Source organism: Ketobacter sp. (genome assembly GCF_003671495.1).
Lineage (GTDB): Bacteria > Pseudomonadota > Gammaproteobacteria > Pseudomonadales > Ketobacteraceae > Ketobacter.
On sequence record NZ_RCHN01000023.1, the window covers coordinates 10946 to 29633 of the forward strand.

The following is an 18688-nucleotide window of genomic DNA, read 5'->3' on the forward strand; positions in this document are numbered from 1 at the left end:
TGCTGTCCCATCCCTGCTCCTGCCGGAGACCACCGAATGAATCAGCTCCCTGCGCCTTTTTCTGAATACGACCGCACCGCTTTGACCAAGGACGCACTGAAGAAGGGCTTTCTGGACAATCTCTACTTTATGCTGGGCAAGTTTCCCTCGGTGGCCACCCACACGGATTACTACCTGGCCCTGGCGTACACGGTGCGTGACCGCATGCTGCACCGCTGGATCAGTACCGCCAGCACGTACACCGACCAGGGCGCGCGCACGGTCTGTTATCTGTCGGCGGAATTTTTGATGGGCCCGCACCTGGGCAACAACCTGATCAACATGGGCATCTATGGCGAGGCCCGGGAGATGGTGGAAGAACTGGGCCTGGATCTGGATGAGCTGATGGCGCGGGAGGAAGAGCCGGGCCTGGGCAATGGTGGTCTGGGCCGCTTGGCTGCCTGCTTCATCGACTCCATGGCCACCCTGGAGGTGCCCTCCATCGGTTACGGCATTCGTTATGAGTTCGGCATTTTCGAGCAGACCATCGTCAACGGCTGGCAGGTGGAAAAGACCGACAAGTGGCTCAAGTATGGCAACCCCTGGGAAATCGCACGGCCGGAGTGGACCCAGGAGATCAAACTGGGTGGCCACACTGAACGGTATACCGATGAGGAAGGCCGCCTGCGCATTCGCTGGGTGCCGGCCAAGATCGTCAACGGCATCCCTTACGACACCCCCATCCTGGGGTACAACAACAATACCGGCAACACCCTGCGCCTGTGGAAATCAGAAGCGCCGGAATCCTTCGATTTTGAAACCTTCAACCGGGGCGATTATTACGGCGCGGTCAACAAAAAAGTCATCTCGGAAAACATCAGTAAGGTGCTCTACCCCAATGATGAACAGATGAGTGGCAAGGAGTTGCGGCTGGAGCAGCAATACTTTTTTGTGTCCTGCTCGTTGCGGGACATGCTGCGCATTCTGCAGCAGCAAAAACTGCCCTTGAGCCGGTTTCATGAAAAGTACGCGGTGCAGTTGAACGACACCCACCCGGCCATTGCGGTGGCGGAACTGATGCGGCTGCTGGTGGATGAGTATCTGCTCAGTTGGGAGGACGCCTGGGACATCACCCAGCGCACATTTGCCTACACCAATCACACCCTGTTGCCGGAAGCGCTGGAGCAGTGGCCCCTGTCCCTGTTTGAGAAAGTCCTGCCGCGCCACCTGGAAATCATTTACGAAATCAACGACCGCTTTCTGGAAGAGGTGCGCATGCGTTTCTTTGGTGACGAAGCGCGGGTGGCCCGTTTGTCCCTGATCAATGAGGGTGGGTCCCGCTACGTGCGTATGGCCCATCTGGCCTGTGTCGGCAGCCATGCCATCAACGGGGTGGCGGAACTGCATTCCGAATTGCTGAAGCAGGATGTGCTGAAGGATTTCTATGAGCTGTGGCCGGAGAAATTCCAGAACAAGACCAATGGGGTTACGCCGCGGCGCTGGATGGTGCTGTCCAACCCGAAACTCTCGCACTTGATCAGTGAACAGATCGGCTGTGAGTGGGTCTGCGATCTGGACCAGTTAAGCAAACTGGAGCCGCTGGCAGAAGACGCGGGCTTTCGCAAAGCCTGGTGGGAGGTCAAGCGCGCCAACAAGGAACAGTTCTCACGCTTTATCGTCAACCGGACCGGGGTGCTGGTGGACCCGGATTCCATGTTTGATTTTCAGGTGAAACGGATTCATGAATACAAGCGGCAACACCTCAGCGTATTGCACATCATCGCCCTCTACCGGCAGTTGAAAGACAATCCCAATATGGATATTCCGCCGCGCACGTTCTTGTTTGGTGGCAAGGCGGCCCCGGGTTACCACATGGCCAAACGCATCATCAAACTGATCACCTCGGTGGGGGACATCATCAATCGTGATCCGGGCATCCGCGATCAGATCAAGGTGGTGTTTGTGCCCAATTTTAATGTCACCACCGGGCAAAAAATCTATCCGGCGGCGGATTTGTCGGAGCAGATTTCCACCGCGGGTAAGGAGGCTTCCGGCACCGGCAATATGAAGTTCTCCATGAACGGTGCCCTCACCATTGGCACCCTGGACGGTGCCAACGTGGAGATCCGCGAAGAGGTGGGGGCGGAGAATTTCTTCCTGTTCGGGCTCACCACTGAAGAGGTTTATCGCCTCAAAGCCGAGGGTTACCGGCCTTATGATTACTATCAGAATAATGCGCAGTTAAAGGACGTCATCGACCTGATCCAGCACGGATTCTTTTCCCACGGTAATGGTGAACTGTTCAAGGATCTCATTGACGCCCTGCTCTATCACGATCCTTACTGCCTGTTTGCGGATTTTGCCTCCTATGTGGAATGCCAGCAAACGGTGTCGGAGGCGTTTCGGGATCGGGACCAGTGGACCCGCATGTCCATTCTCAACGCCGCCCGCACCGGCAAGTTTTCCTCTGATCGTTCCATCCAGCAGTACTGTGATGACATCTGGAAGGTGCAGCCGGTGCCCATTACCCTGATGACCTGATCATTCCGGTTCCAACAGAAACGCTTCGATTTCGTCAATGCGCTGGGCTGCATCCCGATAGCCCAGCTGAATCAGTTCGCGGGTGAATTCGGAATCAAACAGCAGGAAGCTGGTGAGGTCGGCGCTTTGGGCATCCGGCGTGCCGAGCCCTTCCATCAGGTAGCGAATGCTTTTCGGCATGCGATGCTGCAGGGTTTTGGCAATGATGGCGATGTCGGCAGAAGGTGAAATCACCAGGGGTGACACAATGCGCATGGGCTCGTGATCCGGATCGCTGTCTTCCACCAGGTCCACCAGGGACGCCAGTTTTTCGTGTTCGGTGACGAAGGAGTTCATGCGCTTCAGGTGATCCAGATCCGCGTCCAGGTGATCCAGGAAGATGGCGTTCATCAGCGTACCCAGAATTTGTGACAGGGGCGGACGCCGGAGCTTGGCGGCGAAGTCTTCATCCTGGGTCCACTCCGAGCGCAGCAGACTGTTGGCGGATTCCTGGCAGCGTACACCCACCGCCAGCAGGCGGCGAGCCCCCAGGCGGATGGCCGGGCTCAAGGGCGTCACCAGGCGCATGGCGCCGTCTCCAAAATAGGCGTTGGAGGCGCCGGCGGGCAGTTCCACCGGCGGGAACACGATGGGGATGGCGGCGGAGGCCAGCACATGGGGCAGGGTTATCTCTGCAGAGAGGGCCACCCGCCGGCTTTTGTTCCACAGTGGGTGCCCCGGTTTGCCCTCCACAAAGGTAAAGGCCCGGCCGCTGTGGTAACCGGTGGCGGTGATGCCGAGGGCATACAGGCTGCCTTTGTTCACCGCCTGGCGAATGCCGTCCAGCTTCAGGTTGTTGCCCAGAAAATGATAGAGGGGTGAAGAGTCCACCAGGGACTGCACCCGGCCGGCGCCGATCAGTCCGCCCAATCCAAAGTCCAGGGCCATGCTGGCGGCGTTCTTCATCATGGCCAGGGGATCGGTGCGATAGACATCCTTGGCCTGCAGACTGGACCACAGTTTCACCAGCAGTTTGGAGGCGGCGGTGAAATCCTGGTGTTGGCTGGCGATGGCGGCACCGTTGATGGCACCGGCGGAGGCGCCGGTGATGATCGAAAAGGGTGCGGTCTGGTGCGCGAAGGCCGGAATTTCGCTGATGCGTTTCATGACCCCGGCCTGGTAGGCGCCGCGGGCACCGCCGGCGGTCAGCACCAGGGCCGTGTGGTTATGGGGTATTGCCGGGGGTATTACAGGGGCTTGTTGTGACATGGAGCTACCAACTGTGAACGAAAATCAGTAGCTCCGATGCAGGGAGTATGCCACGGCCTTGAAGGCCACCGGCTTCGTCCCAGTGCCGGTTCAGGAGGCCATCAGATTGCGCTCGATGGCGTCCAGAAAGCCGTACATGTCCACCACCTGTTCCTGATCGGGATGGTTGGTTTTGCCCCGTAAATCCGCCGTGATATAGCCCTGCTCCACGGTGGTGATGAGGGCGCTTTTCAACTGGTCGGAATAGGTTTTCAAAGCCTCGTTTGCTTCCCGCGAGGCCAGGGTTTCCAGCGCATTGGCCACCGCAAACAACAAGGCAGAGGGGTTGAACAGGGCCACCTCGCCGTTGGACTCCAGGTATTTCAGGTACAGATCGTGGGCGGTGCCGTGGGGCGCTTCGTAGAGCATGGTGCCGTCCATGCTTTCGATGATGGAAGACGCCGTGGCCAGACTGCCCCCCAGGGCGGCGGAAATATCGGAGAAGATATCCCCATCCAGGTTGAGAGAGGGATAGAGGCCGTTGCGGGGCGGGTCGGTGATCATCTTTTTCAGTTGCGATGAGGGCCGCATGATCATGAAGGACGGTGGCTGCAGGTTCAGGGCCACGATTTCCTGGCGCACATCCTTGATCACGGTGCTGAATACATCGTCGTATTCCATGTACTCCCGCTTCAGGCCGAAATAGATTTCCTTGCCGTTCTTGGCGGCGTCGCGGAACACCTGCCCCACCCAGTCCTTGATGGCATCCCGGTCGTTGGCCATGAAGATCACCGGGTCGCCCTGCTTGACGTCGCGGGCGCATTTTTCTTCTCCGTCCAGCACCACCTTGATGATGCCGTCTTCGTCCATGGGGGCGTTGAAGCTGCCGTACTGGTCGCCGCCGCCGGCGCTCATACGGGAGATGGACACACTGAAGCGACGGTCGGGGATGCCGTATTTTTTCAGCTCTTCCACCAGCTTATAGAGTTTGCGGCCGGTGGTGTTTTCCGGCACCCCCCAGATGGCCCGCTGCGGTGGGTTGGAGACAATGCGCGCCGCCTGGGCATCGATCAGTTCGTAGAAATACTTTAACCCCAGTTTGTCGAACTCCGCCTGGTACTGCTCTTTGAAAATGGTTTCCACGGTTTCTCGCATCACCCCGTCGTAACCGGAGATCACCGTATCCTTCAGCCCCAGGTACGCGTCGCGTTTTTCGTCGATGGCTCGGCGGAAAAAATTGTGGGCCCACTCCTTCACCTTTTCGGTATCGTTGGAGGCCAGCAACCAGGGGTCGCCCTTTTTGATTTTGCGGCGGTGCAACTCCACCGGGTCGCCACTCTGGCCCACGAACAGCACTTTGATGATGCCGGTGGATTTGGAGATTTCGTTGTGGCTTTCCTTGTTGCCGCCGGTTTCCATGGTGTCCACCACGATGTCCCGGTTGATCCAGTCGGGGGTGAGGCGTTTCAGGTTGCGAAAGGGAATGTCCTCGCGGGTGATGTTGCCGCTGATGCCTTTGCGGATAGCCCCGTTGGGGGATTTGGTGGCCAGGGGTTTCAGGGCGCTGCGCTCCAGCTCCGGCATCTTCGCCAGAAATTCATCCAGCTGTGCCTTGTTCACGGTCATGCCGGCGTTTTTGATGCCCACCCCGTGTTGCTTGAGGGCCTCGATGGAATCCTTCACCACTTCGCCGTTGGTGCGCAGGCGGTTCTCGGCGGACAGGTCCACCTCCACCAGGGGAATGTCCAGCTTGCTGGTAACGAACTGCTCCAGCACCCGCTCGAAGGAGACTTGGGCCATTTCGTCTCCGTGCAGAATGACCAGGGGGCTGTTGACTTTGATTCGATTGGACATGGGGGATCTCCAGGCAAGCGGTTACGCGATTCATTCCGACCATCATACATGGAAGACAGTAGAACGCTTATTCGACTTTAATACAATGCCGGTTTGGCGCTTCGCCTGCTGAACCCCAAAACTGTGCAAGCAGGCGCGGTGCTGCCGGGAAATGGGTCGTTTGCAGCGGCCTGCTTGTTCAGTCCAGGCGTTTAGGCGGCGGCTTCGGCCTGCAGGAACGCGAGGCGGGGATCAGTGCGGCCGGGGCTGATTTCCAGGATCTCGGCACTGACCACCCCGTGGGCAACGAAGGGGTCTTCCTCCACCCGTTGCAACAGGGCCTCGCGTTGGGTGTTGTGGGCCAGGATGCTGCCACCCAATTGCGGTTGCAGGCTGCCCGCCAGCAGGAACACACCGTCGTCGAAGCCTTGTTGCAGCCAGGCGTTATGGTCCGCCATCAGCTCCGGTGCCTTGGCTTTGTGTGCGGAAAATTTCAGTAATACGATGAACATGGTGCTGTCTCCCTGTGCTTATTGTTTGGCGTCATCCACGCACTGTTGTAACCATTGATTGAGCCGTTTGACTTCCTGTTTGAGGAATTTCTCATCCTGAAAAGCGCTGGCCAGGGTGGCCACGCCCTGACTGCGTCCGAGCACATGCATGGCCAGCTCGTCGGCATCCTGTTTGCGCCCCATGGCCTGAAACTGTTGCCGCAGCCAGGTACGGAACAGGGTGAATACCGCGTTGGCCTGGTCCAGGGCGTGGTGGTTCAGTTTTGCCAGTTCGGTGGTGAGGGTGCCCACGGGGCAGCCGTACAAAAGAATCCTGGCCTGATTGGCGATCAAAATATGAATAAAGCAACGGATGCGATCCTGGGGCTGGGCGCCCTGCTGTTCCCACTGCTGCAGCAAGGCTTGGGTGTTGCGAAGGCGCTGGTCGATGACCGCTTCCAGCAGGTCGTCCTTGGTTTTGAAATGGTAATAGAAGTTGCCCCGTGACAGATTCACCGTGGCGGCGATGTCCGCGAAGGAAGTGCTGTCAAAGCCCTGTTCGTAGAACAGCTGGTCCGCCGCATCGACAATCTGCTCACGGGTGGTTCTGCTGGCGGAGGATGCTGTGCTCATAAACAGTTGTGCTCTCAGGGTGTTAGCTACTCAGGAATCTGGCGTGTCTAGGTCATTTGTCCTAGCGTCGAGAGTGAAGCCTAGGACAAGCGTCCTAGGGCTGTCAAGAGGCTTGGGTTACCGGTAGCTTGGGGTGCAGGTCCAAGGTCGCTGGGGTTGAGGCTGTTTGTCCTGGGCTCGTGTTTGTCCTGGGCTATAGTGATAAGGTATGAACATGAGCACACTGCGACACTGGGTGGCACCCATGAGGCATTCTCTTCCAACCTTGAATCCGGGCTGGCTGTTGCTGGTTCCGGCACTGTGGCTGGCCGCCTGCGCCAGCACGCCCACACCGACGTTGGTTAATCCGTCAGTGACGCTGCAGCGCCCGGCGGATGAGCGCAATCGCCTGCACCATCATTATCAGGCCTGGGCAGGCACGCCCCATCGCATGGGTGGCCTCAGTCGGCAGGGCATCGATTGCTCGGGGTTTGTCTATGTCACCTATCGGGACATCTACGGCCTGAACCTGCCCCGCTCCACGGACCAGCTGTGGGACATCGGCGAGGCGGTGGATCTGGAGCAGGTGCAGACCGGCGACCTGCTGATGTTCAAGACCGGGTTCAAACAGCGGCATGTGGGCATCTATGTGGGCGGCGGGGAGTTTATTCATGCCTCCACCTCCAACGGGGTGATGTCCTCCAGCGTGCATGCCCCCTACTGGTCTGATGCCTATCGGGGCGCCCGCCGCCTGCTGCCGTAACGGCGCTTGTTGTGGTGTCTGTTATGACGCATCGGGGGTGCCAGGTGTGGGGTGTGAGTGCGGGGCGGCGGGCAGGTCTGCGTCGCAGGTCACGCAATTGCGGCCCCGGCTTTTGGAGGCGTAAAGCGCCTGGTCGGCCCGCTTCATCAGAAATTCCGGACTGTGTTCGTTGGGCAGGGTGGCGGTGCAACAGCCGATGCTGACGCTCATGGTGCGTTGCATGGATTCCTGCCGGAATGGCATGTCGTGCACGGACTTGCGCAGGCTTTCCGCCAGGGTGCAGGCAGCGGCGGCATCCATGCCTGGCAGGATGGCGGCGAACTCCTCGCCTCCGATCCTGGCCACCGTATCCTGGGAGCGCAGCAGACTGCTCTGGATCATCATGGCCACATGTTTCAGGCAGCGATCCCCGGCCAGATGGCCATATTCATCGTTTACCGACTTGAAGTGATCAATGTCGATGATCAGCAGGGAAATGGGATACTCCAGGCGCGAGGCCCGATTGCATTCCTGTTTCAGGGTGGTTTCAAAGTAGCGTCGGTTGCGCAAGCCGGTGAGGGAATCGTTGTTGCTGAGTTCCGTCAGTTGCCGGGCCTGGTCCTGCAGTTTCAGGTTGCTGAGCACTGCCCGTTCGTATTCCCGCCGCGGTAAGCGGGTCAGGTGATACATGGCCACGCAATACACCAGCAGCACCAGGCCCAGTCCGTTGGGTTGTTCCGACAGGCCCAGCAACAAGGTCAGAATGGACGGGCCGTAGAGGGCGGTGAGGAACAGCCCCACGGTTTCCTTACGGATGGAGAGGTTGATCAGGGCGCCGGAGCTGAGGGCCAGGGTGGCGGTGATGATCAGTGAATAGTGTTCTTCAAACGGGGTGTTGAGCAGGGAGGACAACAGCACACTGGACCAGGTCAGGGCGCTGAGGGCGACCCCGGCGTCCACGAATAAAAACTGCCTGAGCTGGCGGAATTCGGCATATTCCACCCCCCGCTCCAACAGGCGGAAGCGCAAATGGGTAATGAACGCTTCCACGATGAAGATCGCGATCACCAGCGTCAGCTTGGTGGGAGTGGCGTGCTTTACCAACATGGCGGCCCCAATCACCGCCCACACCACCGGATAAAACAGAACGCCGGAGCGAATCCGGTTGCTCAGGTCGTGCAGGCGCTGCTGTTCCAGGGACGGATGCTGCGTGGACGCGATGGTGATCTGCGCCATGGCGCGCCAGCCGTTGAAAATGTCTTTAAAGCGGCCCATAGCCTCCTCGATGATTGGCCTGACCTCCCGCTAGCCGGAATGTCATATTGTTAAACAAATACCACATTGTGCTCGCATAGTATGCGCTCATTCATGAATAACTGCTGAATATTTGTACAATTCAACAGGTAAAATGGTCGTATTGCCTAAAATCATTTTTTGCACAGAGCACAATGATCGAGGTAGTTTCCTTAACAAAATAGGTTGGTCATCGCGTCGGGGCATGGCGTGGCGGCCCTTGCCCTCCCCGGCTTTGCCGGCGCACAATGAGGCCAACTCCATTGAATTCCGGTGGTTCCCATGGTGAGCAAACCTGTGTGGTGGGTATGTTGCCTGGCCCTGAGTGGGCCCGTGATGGCCGAAGCGCTCTGCGCCGACTATGACCTGTTCCAGGACCAGGGCTGGCAGTATCCCGAGGTGCAGGATGCCATGGATGCCTATCTGCGTGAGCACCGCATGCGGGCCAACTGGCTCAACCAGCCAGCCCCCCCGGACCAGATCGGCCGGGACTATTACGAGTGGCTCTGGCACAACAGCTTTGGCGCCCGCATGAAATCCGAGGTGGTGCATCGCTTTTGCGGAACCGGTGGGGCGGAAGTAGAGCGTCAATAGACGAAAGTATGATGACCGCCAGGTCGACTGCTGATAGCGTGAAATCTGACAATAACCATTGCGATCTTTGCCTATCAGTCCATGAAAGCACCCAAGCCGAATACCTATGTGTCGCTGATCGGGACCATCCTCATTATGTGGTTGATGGTGGGTTACGTGTACCTGCTGACCCCGCTGGACACCCTTCCTTCCGCGGCCGAGCGGCAACTGAGCCAGGAAAACCCACTGCCGGCCAAGGCGTTGCTGCACAGTACGGCCCGGGTGGGGGATGCCAGCCTGCAGCTGCTAACCGTGAAGCCCCAGTATCAGGCGAGGGAGCCCGTGGTGGTGGTGGCGCAGCTCAGCGGCGTGCCCCGGGATCAGGTGGAGACCACCCTGGCCAGCCTGTTGATCGAGGGTGATATTCAGGTGCTGGGCCCGATTGCGTTTGCCCGGCATTCGCTGTCCGGGGAATACATTGCCCGCATCACGGACAACCCGGCCACCGGTCTGCCCCTGGCGGCCGGTACTTACAAGGTGGTGGTACGGGTGGGAACCGATCTGGTGGCGGCGGTGCCATTCCAGGTGCAAGCGGAGACAGGGGAACTGGCCTGGCAGGGCAGGCCAGTAAGACAACCACTGAAAGCAGCGATTACGGATAGTACTGGAATCCGATACTGATCATCTGGGACTCTACATCCAATTCGTATTCTTTGTTTTCTGCATCTGGGAATACGGTGTAGTCCAGGGTAATGGCCATGGTTTCGTTTATGGACACCTGGCCTCCGACCCCATAGGAGAAGCCGTTCTTGCTGTACTCATCATTGTCGCTGTCTTCAAACGTGATGCGCGCCAGTCCGACTTTGGCGTACAGCTTGGCCGCGTCACCCAGAGGCAACAGGCCTTTCACGTCCAATCCGATCATGGTGTCTACTTCGGCGTCGATCTCAGTATCTTCAATGGTATCTTTACCAAGACCCATACCCAGGTAGCCTTCGATGGCCAGGTTGGGGTTGAGCTCGCTGCCACCTTTCACGCGGAACGCGGTGGGCTGGCTATCGAAGCTACCGGAGAAGTAATCTGCGGTAAATTCCGCATCCACTTGGCCAATTTCGGCGCCGATGTAACCGGTCTCTGCCCACACAGAGGTGGCAGCAAGGCTGGTTAATGCGACGGTAGCAAACAGTTTTCTCATGGAGACTCCTTATCGTTTTTTCTTGTTTCGTGGTGCAAGGCAGTTGGAACGCGGTGAGGCAGGTAGAAGCCGTGTCGCTCCCGGACTTGAGCAATCAGTTGGTCAAGGCTGTTTCCCAAATGCGATGAAGTTTAATTGTTGTTGGTGCTGGCCGTGGTCAGATCGATCCCCGGTCAGCACGGCTTAATAAATAGCCGATGAGCTAAGGTTGTGCAACCTAATTGCGCAGGTATTTTTCCAGTGGCACGTCGTCCAATTGCTCCGGTTGCAGGTAGCGTTGTGCGTAGTCCCGATACACGCCACTGCTGAGGAACAGCTTGAATACATCCCGGTCGATATCACCACTTTCCACCATGCGATGCAGGATGGCGATGGATTCACTGACCGGTTTGGGAGGCTTGTAGGGGCGGTCCGCTGCGGTTAGCGCTTCAAAAATATCCGCGACCGCCATAATGCGTTCCGGAATGGAGAGCTGTTGCGCTTTCAGTTTGCGGGGGTAGCCTGTGCCTTTGAGGGTCTCATGATGGGTGGATGCGTAGCGGGGAACGTTGGCCAGCTCCGGTGGCAAGGGCAAGGCGTCGAGCATGCGGATGGTGCCGATCATGTGCTCCTGAATTTTGAAGCGGTCTTCCCGCGTGAGGGTGCCGCGGGCGACGGAAAGATTATACACCTCCCCCAGGTTATACAGGTGCTCAGGGATTTCCATATTGATGTGCAGGTGCTCGGCAAAGCGTTTGGGTTGGTGATGGGGGATGATGTGTTGGGGTTTATCCGCCAATAAGGTTTCAGTAGCCGGCAGAGTGGCTGGGGCCTCCGGCTGGCGCATGGCTTCCAGTGGCGACAACCCCAGGCGGTCGTCAAAATGCCGTTGCCAGCGGATCATGGCGATTTCGCCCAGCCGTTGCAATTGCTCCTGCGTCACAAACTCCCCACCCTGATTCAGTTGGGCCACAAATTCAAAGTCGCTCTGCAGTTGCTGGCGTTTGTGTTCCAGCTGCTTGCGCAAAGCGGGTTCCCGGCTTGGGTCTTCCAACAGGGCCTGCAGGTACTGGATCTCGGCATCCCGCCACAGCACTTCAAAACGGGTGCGAATTTCGTGGATGCGATTGTAGATGGTTTCCAGTTTGCTGCCTTTGTCCACCACGTGCTCCGGCGTGGTGATCTTGCCGCAGTCGTGCAGCCAGGCGCCGATGCGGAATTCCCGGTATTCATCCTCATCGCGAAAACGGAACTGGTCGAACGGGGGTTGCTGGCTGTTTTCGGCAGCGGCCACCAGCATCAGGGCCAGTTCCGGCACCCGTGCGCAGTGGCCGGCGGTGTAAGGTGATTTCTCATCAATGGCCTGGGCAATCAACTGAATCAGGGATTCCATCAGGGCGCGTTGCGCCTGTTCGTGTTGCTTGATGGTGGCAGCCATATCCACGATGGAGCGGGACAATTCATAAATCTCGATGATGCTGCTGTCGTGAAATGCCACGTCATCATAACGCCGGTGTTTGATGTGATCGTTCTCGATGGCGAGGCGTTTGATGGGACGCACAATGGGGGCGGCGAACAGCCAGATGAACGGCAATAACAGAATCAGGCAGAAGGCGGTAATGGCAACGGACAGGGTGACCTTCTGCATGCTGGGGGCAAGCAGTTCACGGGTGGGAATCACCACTGCGAACAGATCGCTGTGGGCGGATTCCGGGTTGATGGCCGCCTTGTACACAAAGTGCGGGCGCCCCTTGATACTGATTTCGTGCAGGTGATCAAGAATGCCGGTGCTGGGGGCGAGCAGTTGCGGGTAGGGCACGGTGGTCTTGGGTTGGGTGGCGGCCGCGGCGGTTGGTGTTACGAACCATTTTTTTCGCAGATAGCTCACCTGGTATTCTTCCAGCTGTGACAACGCCTGGTTGAGGATGTTCACCAAATGTGGGTGCCGGTTGCTCACCAGAAAGTGCATTTCATTGGGGATGCGGTCGGTTTTTGGATTCAGGTTCTCGTGAAACTGCAGTTGATCCAGGTAGTAGTGGTCGGCGGTGTAGTGCAACACCGGGGCGGCATCCAGGGTCGCAAACGCGTTGCCGTCCAGTACCGCATTGAGGGCGGCAATGGGATTGGCCACCAGCAGCAGATCGATGTCCGGATAGTGTTGCTGCAGTACATCAATCACCGACCAGCTGGCGGGAATGGCCAGTGTTTTGTGTTGCAGCTGGGCCACGGAGGTGATCGGCGCCTGGCCGGGCCGCGTGACCACGGCATAGGGCAGGCTGACGAAACTGTTGCTGAGTAACCCCAGTTGCTGGTTGGCGGGATTGCTGTAAATGGGCTGCAGGATGTCCAGTTCGCCGGACTGGAACAGGTCCATCAGTTGCGACCAGGTATAGCCGTTGATGAATTCGAGCTGCAGCCCGGTCATGTTGGCGATCATGCGCAACAGATCCACCGAATACCCCAGGGGCTGCGCCGACACGGCGTAATCAATGGGGGGCCAGTCCAGTTCGTTGGAAACGCGGATCTTGCCTACCGACTGGACAAACTCCGCTTGCGCGGTGGAGAGTTCAATGGGGGGCGCGTAAGGCAGGCTTTCAATGGCCGGGCGGGTGCGGTTGGAGGAGATCAATTCACCACTGGGTTGGTACAGGAAAACCTCTGACCCGCTGTTGCCGGTCTGGGCTTTCAGAAACCCCGCCAGGGACGAAAGGGTGATGTCCACGGCCAGCACCGCATGGCCCGCGCTGGTGCGCATGGAATAGGACTGCCCCGGTGCCTGCAGATGCTGGAACAGGTAGGGATCGGTTTTGAACACGGTATCCGGGCGGGCGCTGGTGTACCAGGGGCGCACCCGCGGGTCATAATCGCTGGGCTCGCTGTGGCGGACCCGCAGTTGCAGTTGGTCGTTGTAGTATTCCAGTATGCGTTGGCGCCCGGCGCCCTGCCCCTGCATGCGGATCACGATCCAGCGGTCTTCCGGAATGGCTTTCAATTGGCGGCGGGCGGTATTGCTGCTGTTGAGGTTGACCACTTCAAAGAAGTCGCCGTTGTCCAGCCCCAGATAGATGGCGTAGAACAGGCGGTTGTTTTCCATGATGTCGGCGAACAGGCCCAGGCTGTCCGGGTTGATTCGCCCATTGTGCAGAATCTGGGGATGCTTGGCCAGAATGCGGGCCAGGTGGAAGGCATTGGTGTCGATGGAGTTGAGAAAATTGCGGGTGCTTTCCGCATTGCTCTGGTACTTGGCTACGGCGGTTTCGATGGCCATGGCACGGCTGAAATAGTATTGCAGGCCGATGGCGATCAGCGCGGTGAGGGTGGTGGCCAGGGCAAACACCGCCACCACAGTGAGGCGGATGGAGAAACGCAGGCCATTACGCTGGATCTGGATGGTCAATGGAACCGTGCTCCGTTCAGGAAACCTATTTGCGTTAGTCTTGGCACTATAACAGCCTTCCACCGGGTTTATCGAATTTTCCCGCCTGCCATGACCGGGCAAATCTGCTATGTTAGGGCCGACTATTCAGGAGCATTCAGGATTGCTCAGGACCGCGTTTGTTGGCCAATAGAGGGAAAATATTTGTGTCTGATTTGATTTTGCATCATTACGCGCTTTCACCATTCTCAGAAAAAGTTCGTGCCATGCTGGGGTACACCAACCTGCCCTGGCAATCCGCCATCACCCGGGAGATGCCACCCAGGCCGGTGTTGGCCACCCTGGCCGGAGGTTACCGTAAAATCCCGGTGGCCCAGTGCGGCGCGGATATCTTCTGTGATACCGCCACCATCTCCACCGAGATCGCCATTCGATCCGGCAAGCCGGAACTGGCGCGACAAAATTGCAGCGACGAAGTGAACCAGTTTATCGCCTATGTGGAGCTGGAGGTGTTCTTTGCCTCGGTATTGTCTTCGGCATCCTGGGCCCTGAACAAGAAAGTATTGAAAACCCTGTCCATCCTGGACTTGTTCAAGTTCTTCGCGGATCGTATCCGTATGGGGCGCAATGCATCGATTCCCATGGTGAAGCCCGGTGAGGCGCCCGCTATTCTGAAGCGCCATCTGCAGGACATGGAATCCCGTCTGCAGCAGGATTTTCTGTTCGGTGATACACCCAATGTGGCGGATTTTGCGGCCTATCACAGCCTGTGGATGGTACGGGATGCCGGTGAGAAAAAATACGTGCGGCCCTATCCCGGGGTCAATGGGTGGATGGATCGCATCAAGGCGTTCGGCGAGGGCCAGCGCACTGAAATCACGGCGGAGCAGACGTTGCAGATCGCCAAGAGCAGCGAACCCAGACCCATTACGGATGCAGAAAAGCAGGATGAGCTGATCGGCACCCGGGTCAGCATTGCACCGGCGGATTACGCTCAGGATGCCAGTGTGGGTGAGCTGGTAGGCAGCTCGGCCAATCGCTGGATCATTGCCCGGGACGATCCCAAAGTGGGTCGGGTGCATGTTCATTTTCCCAAGCAGGGTTTCAGTATTGTGGGTCAATAAGGGTGCTAAAAAAAGGGCCCCGTTACCGGGGCCCTCACGTCGGCAGGAAACCTTATTTGAATAATTTGCCCAGGTGCATGAAACGGGTTTCGCCGGAGGCGTCGTCCACTCCATCGTTATCGGTCACCACGTAAACTTCACCCCGTTTGGTGATGGCCGTGCCTTCCACTTTATCCGGCGTCCAGCCGTGGGTGGCGTTCAATTCCGGTAACAGGTCCTTGACCAGGGTTTTGCTCAGTAGCGGGAAGCTTTCACCTTCCGCCGCCGGCGTCAGACCGCTGATTGAGAACTGATACAAGCGCTTCACCGCTGCGTCCACGCCCTGCTGGTTGTCACGTTCGATTACCACGAAGGTGTTGTCGTCCACCGCTGTCAACTCGCTCAGGCCAATCCAGCCCTGGCTGGCGGATTCCAACGGATAATAGAAGAAACTCCAGCTGGCACTGGCCGGTGTGTAGACGCCGATGCGCACCAGGCCTGCCGGATCGCCGGTCCATTCCCGCTGGAACGCAACCAAGACTTTCTCTTGATCGCCGCTGCCGGTCACCGCAACGCCTTCAAAACCGTTGCTCTTCTGCTTGGCGATCACCGCGGCGGGCAGGTTGATTTCCTCCAGCACGGTGCCATCGGCGGCGGTTTTGATCAGCAGGTTGGGGCGGCTGCTGCCGTTGCCTTCCGATACCAGCCAGAAGCTGCCGTCGGCGCGCTGGGCGATGCCTTCCAGATCATAGTCCACAGTGCTGCCGTCTTTGGTCAGAACAATGGCCTGTTTGATGATGGCCGGGCCCTTTTTGGCGATTTCCGCTTTGAAAATACGGGACTGGGCGTAGTAGCTGTCCGGCACGGCATACAGGGTGTTGGCGTCGTGATTGTCCGCCACCATGCCGCTCAGGGCACCCCAGGGAATCAACTGCTTGGGATCGGATTCGATCTGGGGATAGTCAGCAGTCTTGTAACCGTACTGGTACAGGGAGACGGTGGAGCGGATGCCGTCGTCGGCGGAATCCTCTTCACTGGATACCACCAACAGATTGCGGGACGGAATCGCCAGAATGCCCTCCGGGCCGATGGTGGTGGGCAGTAACTGATGCAGTTCCGGCTTCTGGAAGGCGCCGGCTTTGTACACCGCTACGATGTTGGCGCGCTCGTTACCCACGAACAGGAAGTTCTGCTTGCCGAACTCGCCGCTGAGCACCGCTTCCGGCTCCACGCCTTTGTTTTCGGAACGGCTTTCAGGGTAGTGACCGGCACGAATGATGGCGTGTTCCAGACTGGCGCCGGACTCATAGCGGACCTTGCCGAAGGGACTGAAAATGGTGAAACCGCGGCTGCCGCCTTCCACTCCGTTCTCGTCTTCGTAATCCCCTTCGTTGGCGGTTACCATCCACCAGTTATTCAGCCAGGTAATGGCATCCGGTTCACGGCGGCGATCCAGAATGGTGTCCACCGGGTTGATGACGTCGTCTTCCACGGTGTCCACATTGAACAGATCCACCGTGCCGGCGCTGAAATCGTTGATCACTTTGGCGCGGCGCAGATCCACCAGAATGATGTGGTTGTTTTCCTGCAGGGTCACTGCGGCAATGTTGAAATCGTTGATGGCGACGTATTCCGGTTCCGGGTCGCTGGGGGCGGTGGCGGCGTAACCGGTCAGATCCACGCTGCGTACCTGCCAGTGGCTCACCGGCCCACGCATGGTCAGTACCTGCAGGTTACCGGCGGGGAGTTGGGGAATGATGCCGTCTTCAAAATCCTCATCCCGCTCGTTTTCAATGGCCACGGCGGCGTAACGACCGTCCGGGCTCACGGCGATGGCATCCGGTTGCCCGCCCATGTCGAAGTTGGCCAGCCACTGGGGCTGCAGGGGATTGGCAATGGAGTACACCGACAACTTGCCACTGGGGGTGGTGAAGCTGGAGGAGGTGTTGATGGCCACCAGCAGATAATCCCCTTTGACTGCGACCGAGGTGGGCTCGCCATCCAGGGCGATGAAACCGGCGGCCACCGGCGCCTGGACATCCTTAATGTTGATCAGGCCAACGCGCCCTTTGGGGCTGTCGCTGTAGTACACCACGTTGCCATCCTGGCTGGCGGCACTGATTTCAGCCGCAGTGGTATCGTCCTGGGCATCACCGCTGGCGGCATCCAGGTTCTGGTATACCGGGAAGGTGGCCACTCGATTGAAGTAGCGGTCAGAGCCGTGTTTAAAGTCCGGGACGTGGTGATTGGCACCGGCCAGTGCACTGCCGGAGGCAACGGCGATGGAAAGCGCCAATGTATTCTTGATCAATGCGCTCTTGGTTAATGGAAGTTTCATGCGATTCCCCTATTGGTCGAGAACAGTACTCGAAAAACGGTTATGGACATTATCGGTCGTAATGTGACCGGGAATACTAGGCCCGGGAATGTGACAGGGGCATGAACAGCGGGGCAAAGCGGTGTAAAATTTCAGCCAGACCATCAGCTCAGGAAGCACTCCATGTCCGGCGGACTATTTGCAGAAACCGATCTCAACGCCTTGTACTTTTCCCGCAGTGACGCGGATCAGCTGTTGGGCGCCTGGTCGCCCCACCCGTTCCAGCTGGAGGCGCGGGAATGGCCCACGGTGGAGCACTATTTTCAGGCCATGAAGTTTGCAGACCCGGCCTATCAGGAGAAAATCCGCCGGGCGGAGAGCCCCAAGCAGGCGCGCAAACTGGGGCGCACCCGCTTCAAGAAAATCCGTGCGGACTGGAGGAAAGTCAAAGTGGTGGTGATGACCCGTGCCCTGTATACCCAGTGCCGAACCTATTCACACAAAGCCGGGGCTCTGCTGGATACCGGGGATCAACGTCTGGTGGAGAACAGCAGCTACGACTATTTCTGGGGTTGTGGCCGGGATCGGCGCGGCACCAACATGTATGGCCAGGTGCTGATGAATGTGCGCAACAAACTCAGGCAGGAAGCCAGCGACCATCAGACCCCCTAAACACTGAACAGCATAGAGGCCAGGGCCGCCCCGGCCACCACGCCCATCAGCAGGCCCGAGGCCAGCGGCAACGCCGAGCGTTTCTGGGCCGAACTCTGGTACAGCTGCTCTTTCAACAGGGTGATCTCTTCGTTGAGGGTTTGCACCTGGCGCGCCATGTTCAGGTTGTCCTGGCTGAGGTTGCTGAACCACAGGGCCGGGGTGGCGGTTTCCACTTTGTTGCGGTTGACATGGGGGCTGAGCTGGGCGACTCGCTCGGCCCCAAATTGCAGGCCACCCCTGGGGGATTTGCCCACTGCAAAGCCAAGTTGTTTCAGGCAGCTGACGGCGATGGCTTCCCCATTGGGATAATTCAACAGGGCGCTGCTGATGCGGCCGGACACCACCGTGAAATCCCCGAACTGGGCCTGCGCCCACTGGATCAGCTCCGATACCGCCAGTGACCCCAGGCCGCCACCCCGCAGTAAACTGGGCAGCGCGGCTTCGGCGCCGCCAATGTCGAACAGCACTTTGCCCTCGTTCAGATCCACCACCACCTTGAACAGCGCCTCCTCCATGTTGATCAGGCGCTGATCCCCGCCGCGGCCCGCCACCAGGGGCAATGGCACCACCCGCACCAGGTACTGCAATGCCCGCACACCGTCCTTCTCGATCCGGTTCAGACTTTTGTAGATGCAGGCGTAGGTTTCGTCCCCGTCGGCGCGATGGCTATGGGGTTTCAGGCAAATCAGATCCCAGCTCATGATCATCCCTGG

At 58.5% G+C, this 18688-nt stretch carries 15 protein-coding genes; 6 read left to right on the top strand and 9 right to left on the bottom strand.

Features of this window, described 5'->3' with window-relative positions; all coding sequences use genetic code 11:
- The first annotated feature begins 36 nt into the window (after nt 1-36).
- Complete coding sequence (locus D9N14_RS11995; protein ID WP_290579933.1) at nt 37-2520, top strand: glycogen/starch/alpha-glucan phosphorylase; 2484 nt, start codon at nt 37-39, stop codon at nt 2518-2520.
- Here D9N14_RS11995 and D9N14_RS12000 read toward each other — a convergent pair whose 3' ends face one another.
- The 4 genes from D9N14_RS12000 to D9N14_RS12015 form a co-directional block, all read right to left on the bottom strand.
- Nucleotides 2521-3768 carry a patatin-like phospholipase family protein gene (locus D9N14_RS12000; protein WP_290579935.1) on the bottom strand — a complete coding sequence of 416 codons (1248 nt, stop codon included), beginning with the start codon at nt 3766-3768 and terminating at the stop codon, nt 2521-2523. It abuts the gene before it with no gap.
- 90 nt (nt 3769-3858) lie between these two features.
- Complete coding sequence (locus D9N14_RS12005; protein ID WP_290579937.1) at nt 3859-5601, bottom strand: NADP-dependent isocitrate dehydrogenase; 1743 nt, start codon at nt 5599-5601, stop codon at nt 3859-3861.
- Nucleotides 5602-5792: 191 nt separating this feature from the next.
- Entirely contained in the window at nt 5793-6092 is a 300-nt protein-coding gene (locus tag D9N14_RS12010) for a YciI family protein (RefSeq protein WP_290579939.1), read from the bottom strand.
- A gap of 18 nt (nt 6093-6110) precedes the next feature.
- Nucleotides 6111-6704 carry a TetR/AcrR family transcriptional regulator gene (locus tag D9N14_RS12015; protein ID WP_290579941.1) on the bottom strand — a complete coding sequence of 198 codons (594 nt, stop codon included), beginning with the start codon at nt 6702-6704 and terminating at the stop codon, nt 6111-6113.
- Between the two features lie 214 nt (nt 6705-6918).
- On the opposite strand from D9N14_RS12015, the gene D9N14_RS12020 reads away from it, so the two are divergent.
- On the top strand, nt 6919-7446 hold the full coding sequence (locus tag D9N14_RS12020) for an NlpC/P60 family protein (protein ID WP_290579943.1): 528 nt from the start codon (nt 6919-6921) through the stop codon (nt 7444-7446).
- Between the two features lie 21 nt (nt 7447-7467).
- On the opposite strand, the gene D9N14_RS12025 is transcribed toward D9N14_RS12020, so the two are convergent.
- Entirely contained in the window at nt 7468-8700 is a 1233-nt protein-coding gene (locus tag D9N14_RS12025) for a GGDEF domain-containing protein (RefSeq protein ID WP_290579945.1), read from the bottom strand.
- A gap of 300 nt (nt 8701-9000) precedes the next feature.
- Here D9N14_RS12025 and D9N14_RS12030 point away from each other — a divergent pair, with 300 nt between their 5' ends.
- Both D9N14_RS12030 and D9N14_RS12035 read left to right on the top strand, forming a co-directional pair.
- Nucleotides 9001-9312, top strand: coding sequence for a hypothetical protein (locus tag D9N14_RS12030; RefSeq protein ID WP_290579947.1), 312 nt, complete (start codon nt 9001-9003; stop codon nt 9310-9312).
- Between the two features lie 81 nt (nt 9313-9393).
- The gene (locus tag D9N14_RS12035; RefSeq protein WP_290579949.1) at nt 9394-9972 is read left to right on the top strand and encodes a hypothetical protein; all 579 of its coding nucleotides are present in this window, start codon (nt 9394-9396) and stop codon (nt 9970-9972) included.
- Here D9N14_RS12035 and D9N14_RS12040 read toward each other — a convergent pair.
- On the bottom strand, nt 9944-10486 hold the full coding sequence (locus D9N14_RS12040; RefSeq protein WP_290579950.1) for a porin family protein: 543 nt from the start codon (nt 10484-10486) through the stop codon (nt 9944-9946). The two genes, D9N14_RS12035 and D9N14_RS12040, sit on opposite strands and share 29 nt — an antisense overlap.
- A gap of 217 nt (nt 10487-10703) precedes the next feature.
- Complete coding sequence (locus tag D9N14_RS12045) at nt 10704-13862, bottom strand: HD domain-containing phosphohydrolase (RefSeq protein WP_290579952.1); 3159 nt, start codon at nt 13860-13862, stop codon at nt 10704-10706.
- Between the two features lie 185 nt (nt 13863-14047).
- Here D9N14_RS12045 and D9N14_RS12050 point away from each other — a divergent pair, with 185 nt between their 5' ends.
- A complete protein-coding gene (locus D9N14_RS12050; protein WP_290579954.1) occupies nt 14048-14965 on the top strand; it encodes a glutathione S-transferase family protein in 918 nt (305 codons plus the stop codon).
- 52 nt (nt 14966-15017) lie between these two features.
- Here D9N14_RS12050 and D9N14_RS12055 read toward each other — a convergent pair whose 3' ends face one another.
- Entirely contained in the window at nt 15018-17282 is a 2265-nt protein-coding gene (locus tag D9N14_RS12055; protein ID WP_290579956.1) for an esterase-like activity of phytase family protein, read from the bottom strand.
- Nucleotides 17283-17444: 162 nt separating this feature from the next.
- Here D9N14_RS12055 and D9N14_RS12060 point away from each other — a divergent pair, with 162 nt between their 5' ends.
- Nucleotides 17445-17933 carry an NADAR family protein gene (locus tag D9N14_RS12060; RefSeq protein WP_290579958.1) on the top strand — a complete coding sequence of 163 codons (489 nt, stop codon included), beginning with the start codon at nt 17445-17447 and terminating at the stop codon, nt 17931-17933.
- Here the strand turns inward: D9N14_RS12060 and D9N14_RS12065 are convergent.
- The gene (locus D9N14_RS12065) at nt 17930-18676 is read right to left on the bottom strand and encodes a hypothetical protein (RefSeq protein WP_290579960.1); all 747 of its coding nucleotides are present in this window, start codon (nt 18674-18676) and stop codon (nt 17930-17932) included. The two genes, D9N14_RS12060 and D9N14_RS12065, sit on opposite strands and share 4 nt — an antisense overlap.
- Between the last annotated feature and the right edge of the window lie 12 nt (nt 18677-18688).